The 8536-nt window shown below is 72.3% G+C and carries 6 protein-coding genes; 1 reads left to right on the forward strand and 5 read right to left on the reverse strand.

The genetic code is table 11. The annotated features are described in order from the left end of the window. The 5 genes from alaS to H9641_RS07860 form a co-directional block, all read right to left on the reverse strand. Positions 1 to 2651 (reverse strand): alanine--tRNA ligase (alaS, locus tag H9641_RS07840; protein WP_191802636.1); only part of this gene is annotated, 2651 nt, incomplete at its 3' end. A gap of 156 nt (positions 2652 to 2807) precedes the next feature. Then, positions 2808 to 3149, reverse strand: coding sequence for a hypothetical protein (locus tag H9641_RS07845; RefSeq protein WP_191802533.1), 342 nt, complete (start codon positions 3147 to 3149; stop codon positions 2808 to 2810). Continuing rightward, complete coding sequence (locus H9641_RS07850; RefSeq protein ID WP_056652045.1) at positions 3149 to 3523, reverse strand: DUF948 domain-containing protein; 375 nt, start codon at positions 3521 to 3523, stop codon at positions 3149 to 3151. The genes H9641_RS07845 and H9641_RS07850 overlap by 1 nt, the downstream gene beginning before the upstream one ends. Before the next feature lie 142 nt (positions 3524 to 3665). Continuing rightward, the gene (gene rpsD / locus H9641_RS07855) at positions 3666 to 4292 is read right to left on the reverse strand and encodes a 30S ribosomal protein S4 (RefSeq protein ID WP_056652049.1); all 627 of its coding nucleotides are present in this window, start codon (positions 4290 to 4292) and stop codon (positions 3666 to 3668) included. A gap of 287 nt (positions 4293 to 4579) precedes the next feature. Then, the gene (locus H9641_RS07860) at positions 4580 to 6097 is read right to left on the reverse strand and encodes a replication-associated recombination protein A (RefSeq protein ID WP_191802638.1); all 1518 of its coding nucleotides are present in this window, start codon (positions 6095 to 6097) and stop codon (positions 4580 to 4582) included. 111 nt (positions 6098 to 6208) lie between these two features. Here H9641_RS07860 and H9641_RS07865 point away from each other — a divergent pair, with 111 nt between their 5' ends. After that, positions 6209 to 8452, forward strand: a complete 2244-nt coding sequence (locus H9641_RS07865) for an MMPL family transporter (RefSeq protein ID WP_191802535.1) — start codon at positions 6209 to 6211, stop codon at positions 8450 to 8452. The last annotated feature ends 84 nt before the right edge of the window (positions 8453 to 8536 follow it).

Below are 8536 nucleotides of genomic sequence, written 5' to 3' on the forward strand. Positions count from 1 at the left end.
GCCGGGAGCGCGGACACGTCGGTGCCGCCACCCTGGGCCATGTCGTCCTTGCCGCCGCCGCCGCCGCCGAGCACGCCCGACGCCTTCTTCGCGAGGGCACCGGCCCGCAGGCCCGCCTCGCGCGCCGGCGCGTTGGTGACGATGACGACCTGGGGGCGCTCCTTGCTCACGCCGCCGACCGCGACGACGCTCGGTGCGGAGTCCGCGAGGCGTCCGCGCACGTCGAGCGCGAGCGCGCGCAGGTCGTCGGCCGAGGCGACCTCGCCCGCGTCGTGCACCACGACGCGCGTGGTGCCCACGGTCTCCGCACCGGCCGCGAGGTTCGAGGCAGCAGCCAGGAGCTGGGCCTGGCGCAGCGCACCGAGCTCCTTCTCCGCGTCGCGCAGGCGCGAGACGAGCGAGCTCACCCGGTCCGGCAGCTCCTCGGTGCGCACGTTGAGCAGGCCCGTGAGCTGCCCCACCAGGGCGTGCTCCTTGGCCTGGAAGCCGTAGGCCCCGTCGCCGACCAGCGCGTCGACGCGGCGCACGCCCGAACCGATCGAGGACTCGCCGAGCAGCGTGACCAGGCCGAGCTGGCCGGACTGCTTGACGTGCGTGCCCGCGCACAGCTCGCGCGACCAGTCGCCGCCGATCGAGACGACGCGCACCTGGTCGCCGTACTTCTCGCCGAACAACGCCATGGCGCCCAGCGCCCTGGCCTCGGCGATGGGCATGACCTTGTCCGTGACCTCGAGGTTCTCGGCGAGCTGGGTGTTGACGCGCTCCTCGACCTCGGACAGGACCCCCGCAGGCACGGCGCTCGAGGCGCGGAAGTCGAAGCGGATGCGGCTCGGGGCGTTCTCCGAGCCGGCCTGCGTCGCGTCCTTGCCCAGGGCCTCCTGGATGGACTTGTGGATCATGTGCGTCGCGGTGTGGGCGCGGCTGATCGCCTTGCGGCGCGCCGTGTCGATCTGCGCGGTGCCGGGGTCTCCGAGCGCCACTACACCCTCGACGAGGCGTCCACGATGGACCGAGAAGCCCTTGATGGGGCGCTGCACGTCGTCGACCTCGATGGTCGCGCCGCCGTCGAGCACGATCGTCCCGTGGTCGGCGAGCTGGCCACCGGCCTCGGCGTAGAACGGCGTGCGGTCGAGCACGACCTCGACGTCGGCCGGGGCCGTCGCTGCCGGGGAGGGCACGCCGTCGACCAGGAGGCCCACGACGTTGACCGACGCCGTGGCATCGGTGTACCCGAGGAACTCCACGGGGCGCGAGAGCTCGCTCTGCAGCGCCTCGTAGGCAGCGGTGTCCACCCCGCCCGTGCGCTTGGCGAGCGCGTCGGCGCGAGCGCGCGTGCGCTGCTCCTGCATGAGGGCACGGAACGCCTTCTCGTCCACCTGGACGCCCTGCTCGGCGGCCATCTCGAGGGTCAGGTCGATCGGGAAGCCGTAGGTGTCGTGCAGGGCGAACGCCTGGTCGCCGGGCAGGACGGGCGTGCCGCCCGCCCCGGCCGTGGTCTTGGCGGCCGCGACGGCGGTGTCCAGGATCGTGGTGCCCGAGGTCAGGGTGCGGCGGAACGCCTCCTCCTCGGCGTAGGCGATCTGGGAGATGCGCTCGAAGTCGGTGCCAACCTCCGGGTAGGAGGCCTGCATGGCGTCGCGCGAGACGGGGAACAGCTGGGGTAGCGAGGGGTCCTCGACGCCCAGCAGGCGCATGGCTCGCACCGAGCGGCGCAGCAGCCGGCGCAGGACGTAGCCGCGGCCCTCGTTCGAGGGGCGCACGCCGTCGCTGATGATCATGAGGGCCGAGCGGACGTGGTCGGCGACCACGCGCATGCGCACGTCGTCGTCCTGGTTCGCACCGTAGCGCTTGCCCGAGAGCTCCTGGGCCGCGGCGATGACGGGGAAGACCTCGTCGATCTCGTACATGTTGTCGACGCCCTGCAGGACGAACGCGACGCGCTCGAGACCCATGCCGGTGTCGATGTTCTTCTTCGTGAGCTCGCCCAGGATGGGGAAGGACTCCTTGGTCCCACCGTCCCCGCGCTCATACTGCATGAAGACGAGGTTCCAGATCTCCAGGAACCGGTCGCCCGCGAGGTCGATCGCGGGGCCGCCGTCGGGGCCGTAGGCCGGGCCGCGGTCGTAGAAGATCTCCGAGCACGGGCCGGCCGGTCCGCGGGCACCCGTGGACCAGTAGTTGGGTCCCATGCCGAGGCCCTGGATGCGCTCGTCCGGCAGACCGGCGATCTTCTTCCAGAGCCGGCGCGCCTCGTCGTCCTCGTGGAAGACGGTCACCCAGATCTTGTCCTCGGGGATGCCGTAGCCGCCCTCGTCCTGCGACCGCGTGATGAGGTCCCAGGCGTAGGTGATGGCACCTTCCTTGAAGTAGTCGCCGAACGAGAAGTTCCCGTTCATCTGGAAGAACGTGCCGTGACGCGTGGTCTTGCCCACGTCCTCGATGTCGAGCGTGCGCACGCACTTCTGGACGCTCGTCGCACGCTCCCAGGGCGCGGTCTGCTCGCCCGTCATGTACGGGATGAACGGCACCATGCCCGCGATGGTGAACAGGGTCGACGGGTCCGGCGAGATCAGCGACGCCGAGGGCACGACGGTGTGGTCCTGGGCGGCGAAGTAGTCGAGCCAACGCTTGCGGATCTCGGCGGTACGCATGATGTCCTTCGGAGGTCGGTGATGGAACGGGCCGGGCCCGCCGCTGGGCGGCCGGCACCGGCTAGAACAAGTATGTTCCCGCCGTGCTTCCCTCCCGGGCCGTGCGCGGTGCGCGACGGGCGGAGGTCGGCCGGCGGGGGTGGTCCGGCAGGTGGATCAGTAGAACGAGTACCCCAGGAGGTCCTCGTCGTCGTCGAGGTCGGGGCTGCCCGTCCTCTCGCGCCTGGCGGCGCGGGCCGCTCGCACGTCGTCGGGGTGCGGCTGCCCCTCGGCGAGCAGGGCCGCGAGCAGCTCTGCCTCGCGCGCGTCGCGCGCGGTGCGGAACTCCTCGCGGAAGACCGCGACGAAGCCCGTGGCCTTCTCGCCGAGCGCGTTGACCTGGTCGGTCGCCTGGTCGACGAGCGAGGCGGGCGCGTAGCGCGCGATCACCTGCCGCCCCTTGACCACCACGACGACCGTGATGGCGACGCCGACGCCGACCCAGAAGACCCGTCGCATCAGCGACCGGCCCGCGGGCCCGAGCGCCCCGAGGCGCGAGCGAAGGCCTGGCGCACGCCGTAGGTGAACGCCGCGACCTTGACGAGCGGGGCCCCGAAGGTCGCCGCGTACAGCCCGGTCAGCGCCGAGACGTTCTCGCTGACCTGGGCCGCGGACGTCGTGATCGTGTCGACCTTGACGAGCTGGCTGTTCGTGGTCGCGACCGTGGTCGCGGCCTCGTCGAGGATCGGCACCGAGTGGTCCGTGACCTCCTTGATGCTCACGCGGGCCTCGTCGAGGACCCGGCCGAGCTTGACCAGAGGAACCGCGAGGACCCCGACCAGCAGCACGAATGCGATGGCGGCGATCAGCCCGGCCACATCTCCTACGGACATCTCCTGCTCCTCCTTCGATGGTGCGACGCGACGAGCGGCACGCCTCGCGAAACCTTACCCGGATGCACGAACGCCCCGCTCCCCGTCGAAGCGGTGAGCGAGGCGTTCGTGCACGGCGCGCGGCAGCAGCCGCGCAGGAGGATCAGCGAGCGTAGTACTCGACGACGAGCTGGACCTCGCAGGTCACGGGGACCTCGACGCGCTTGGGGCGACGCACCAGGACGGCGCTCAGCTTCTCGAGCTGGACGTCGAGGTAGGCTGGGACGGCCGGCAGGACGTCGCGGTGCGCACCGGCAGCGGCGACCTGGAACGGCGTGGTGGCCTGGCTCTTCGGCTTGACCTGGATCGTCTGACCCGGCTTGACCTTGAACGAGGGGCGGTCGACGATCTTGCCGTCGACGAGGATGTGGCGGTGGCCGACGGCCTGGCGCGCCTGCAGGATGGTGCGGGCGAAGCCGGAGCGCAGCACGAGCGCGTCGAGACGCATCTCGAGGTTCTCGACCAGGGCCTCACCGGTCAGACCGGCGTCCTTGCGAGCGTCCTCGTAGGCGCGAGCCATCTGCTTCTCGCGAAGCGCGTACTGGGCGCGCAGACGCTGCTTCTCGCGCAGACGGACCGCGTAGTCCGACTCGGTGCGGCGACGGGCGCGGCCGTGCTCACCGGGCGGGTAGGGACGCTTCTCGAAGTGCTTGACTGCCTTGGGCGTGAGCGCGAGGCCCAGCGCGCGGCTCAGGCGAACCTGGCGGCGCGAACGAGTCACTGAAGACACAGTGTGTTCCTGTCCTGTCGTGTTCTTGACGTCACACCCGTGCGGATTGCCGGGTGCGGGACCAGCCGATGAGCCACCACCGTGATCCGTGAGGATGCGACTCCCCTCGACCTGGGTCGAGGGTGTCCTGCGGGGCTGCGGGGCCGAGGTCCCAGGTGGCCGTCCCTGCCCTGACGGGCGGAGACAACCTGAGAAGTCTACCGCACGGGGCACGGGGGGCGGGCCGCGCCCTGGTCACGGGCCGCCGGTGACGTGCCGACGAGCACCCCAGCTCCGTCCGCCGGCCCTCAGTCGCCCAGGATCTGCCGGATCCGCTCGAGCCGCTCGGTCACCGAGCGCTCGAACCCGCGGTCGGTGGGGGTGTAGTAGCGCGTGCCCTGCAGGACGTCCGGGAGGTACTGCTGGCGCGCGACCGCGTGCGGGGCGTCGTGCGCGTACTTGTACCCCTTGCCGTGCCCCAGCTCCTTGGCCCCCGCATAGTGGGCGTCGCGCAGGTGCGCGGGCACCGTGCCGACCTTGCCCGCGCGCACGTCCGCGAGGGCCGCGTCGATCCCGAGGTAGGCCGCGTTGGACTTGGGGGCCGTCGCGAGGTGCACGACAGCCTCGGCCAGGATGATCCGGGCCTCGGGCATACCGATGAGCGCGACGGCCTGGGCCGCGGCGACCGCGGTCTGCAGGGCGCTGGGGTCGGCCATGCCGACGTCCTCCGCGGCCGAGATGACGATGCGCCGGGCGATGAACCGGGGGTCCTCACCCGCGGCGATCATGCGCGCGAGGTAGTGCAGGGATGCGTCGACGTCCGAGCCGCGCACGGACTTGATGAAGGCGCTCGTGACGTCGTAGTGCTGGTCGCCGTCGCGGTCGTAGCGGACCGCGGCGACGTCGATCGCGCGCTCCATGGTCTCGAGGTCGACGACCACGGCGCCGTGCGCCGTCGCCGGCGCAGGGCTCTCCCCGGTCGCGCGGTCCTCGCCCTCGTCGGGAGCCTCCGCCCCCTCCCTCGGGTCGTCCGCGCCCGCACGCCCGACGGCGTCGCCCGGGTCCTGCGCGTCGTCGTCGGAACCCGTGGTGCGCACCGGGGCGTCCGGTACCTCCGAGAGCGCGGCGCCCGCCGCGGCCTCGAGGATCGTCAGGGCCTTGCGGGCGTCGCCGCCCGCGAGGCGGACCAGGTGCTCCTCGGCCTCCTCCGCGAGCGTGACGGCCCCGCCCAGCCCGCGCTCGTCGACCAGCGCGCGGTGCACCAGGGCACGCACGTCACCCGACGTGAGGGGCTTGAGGGTCAGCAGGAGCGAGCGCGAGAGCAAGGGCGAGTTGACCGAGAAGCTCGGGTTCTCCGTGGTGGCCGCCACGAGCGTGACCCACCGGTTCTCCACGCTGGGCAGCAGCGCGTCCTGCTGGGACTTGGAGAAGCGGTGGACCTCGTCGATGAACAAGACGGTCTCCTCGCCGCCCGTGGCCAGACGGCGCCGGGCGTCGTCGATGACCTGGCGCACGTCCTTGACGCCCGCGGTGACGGCCGAGAGCTCGACGAAGCGCCGGCCCGAGGTCGAGGCGATGAGGTAGGCGAGCGTCGTCTTGCCCGTGCCGGGCGGGCCCCACAGGATGACCGAGCCCGGGGCCGCACGCGAGGCACCCGGCCCGTCCACGTCGATCAGGCGACGCAGCGGCGAGCCGGCGACCAGCAGGTGCTCCTGCCCGGCCACCTCCTCGAGGGCCGCCGGGCGCATCCGGACCGCGAGGGGCGAGCCCGGCCCCGGGCGGGGTGTCCCCTGGGTGCCGGAGGTCGCGGCGTCGAACAGGTCCATCCCGGGAAGCATGCACCGAGCCTACGCACCGCCACCCACACTCACCGACTCCGGTCCGCCCACATCCTGCACGACCCGGCACCGCCCCGGCCGAGGTGCCATGCTGGCCGGGTGTTCGAGAGCCTGGGGCGCGCCGTCGCCCACCGTCCCCGCCTGACCGTCGCCGTCTGGGTCGTGCTGACCGTCCTCGGCTTCGCGCTCGCCGTCGTGGGCGTCCACGGCGAGAGCCTGTTCGACCGCCTGACCACGGGCGAGCCCGCGGTCCCGGGCTCGCAGAGCGAGCGCGGCACGCAGATCCTGACCGACCAGGACACGACGGGTGAGGAGATCTCGCTGCTCGTGAGCGGCGCCGACCCGGCCGACCCCGCGGTCGCCGCGGCCATGGACCCCGTGCACCAGCAGCTCGACGCGATCACCGGGGTCGCGACGGTCGTCGACCCGTTCGTGATCCCCGGGGGCCTCGAGACCGAGGCCGCCCGGTCGCTCGTCGCGGCCGACGGAGACGGGTTCCTGGTGTCGGTCACGCTCGAGGCGGGCCTCGACGAGGAGGCCACGGCCGCTGCGGCGAGCGACGTCGTCGAACGCCTCGAGGCCGTCCCCGAGGACCTGGCCGAGGCCGCGCCGGGCGCGACCGGGCTCGTCTCGAGCAACGACCTGATCGTCGAGGCCATCACGTCGCAGGTCGAGAAGGACCTCACGACGGGCGAGATGATCGCCCTGCCCATCGCCCTGCTCGTCATGGTGCTCGTCTTCGGCGGGTTCCTCGCGGCCGCGATGCCCATGGCGGGGGCCATCGCCTCGATCGGCGCGGGCCTGGGGGTCCTGCTCGCGCTGTCCTACCCGCTCACGATCGACGCGTCGGTCGTCAACGTCGTGACCCTGCTGGGCCTGGGCCTGTCGATCGACTACGGGCTGCTGATCGTCTCGCGCTTCCGCGAGGAGCTGCACCGGCTCGTCGACGAGCGTGCCCCCGGTGGGGCCACGACGTCCGGCCCGTCGTCACAGGCCGAGGTCACGGCCGCGGTCGTGCGCACCATGGCCACCGCGGGACGCACCGTCGCCTTCTCCGCGCTGACCGTCGCCATCTCCATCGCCGGGCTCATGGTCTTCGAGCCCGACATCCTGCGCGCGATCGGCGCGGCGGGGCTCGCGATCATCCTGATCGCCGTGGCCACGGCCATGACGCTCGTGCCCGCACTGCTCGCCCTCGCCGGGCACCGCCTGGTGGCTCCCAGCGTCCTCAGCCGCGTCCCCGGGCTGCGGGCCGTCCTGGCGCGCACGGCCGACGTCCAGTCCGACGAGGGCGTGTTCTCGCGCCTCACCGGCCGCGTCCAGCGCCACCCGGTGTGGGTCATGCTCGGCACCGTGGCGGTCCTGGTCGTCCTGGCCCTGCCCGTCCTGGGTCTGCAGATGCGCAACTCGGGCATCGAGCTCCTGCCCCAGAGCTCGCCCCAGCGCGAGTTCGTCGACGAGGTCACCGCGCAGTTCCCCGCCTCCGAGAGTCCCGACCTGCGCGTCGTGACCGACTCCACGCCCGAGCAGGCCCAGGCCTGGGCCGAGGAGATCGCGGGACTCGAGCACGTCGAGCGGGTCGACCCGGCGGTCGCCGTGGGCACCGACCACGCGGTCGTCGGGGTCCACGTCGACGCCGACGACGCGGGCGGCCCCGAGGCGGTGGCCGTCGTGGACGAGGTGCGGGCCCTGGACCCCGGCTTCGACTTCTACGTCACGGGCCAGGCGGCCGGGCAGGTCGACTTCCGGGCGGCGCTCGCGGACCGGGTGTGGTGGGCCGTGGGGATCGTGGTCGTGGCGACGTTCGTGCTGCTGTTCCTCATGACGGGGTCGGTGCTCATCCCGGTCAAGGCCCTGCTGACCAACGTGCTGTCGCTGGCCGCGTCGCTGGGCGTGCTCGTGTGGGTGTTCCAGGAGGGGCACCTGGAGGGCGTGCTGGACTTCTCGTCGGCGGGCGGCATCGAGACCTACGTCGTGGCGCTCGTGATCGCGTTCGCGTTCGGCCTGGCCATGGACTACGAGGTCTTCCTGCTCTCGCGCATCAAGGAGCTGCACGACGCGGGCCTGTCCAACGACGAGGCCGTGCGGCTGGGCCTGCAGAGGTCGGGGCGCATCATCACCTCGGCCGCGGCCATCATCATCGTGGTGTTCGCGGGCTTCGTGTTCGGCGAGCTGCTCGTGATCAAGGAGGTCGGGTTCGCGCTGGCCGTGGCGGTCTTCATCGACGCGACGATCGTGCGGATCCTGCTCGTGCCGGCCACCATGACGCTCCTGGGCCGGGCCAACTGGTGGGCCCCCAAGCACCTGAGGTGGTTGTACTCGAGGTTCTCGATCACGCACTGACCGCCGCTGCCCGTCCCTGCCCCGTCGAGCGGGGAGCACTCGTGCGACCGGTTGCGGGGCCCAGGTGCGACACGCACGGCGTGT

Origin of the sequence: Oerskovia merdavium (assembly GCF_014836755.1) — a bacterium.
GTDB lineage: Bacteria > Actinomycetota > Actinomycetes > Actinomycetales > Cellulomonadaceae > Oerskovia > Oerskovia merdavium.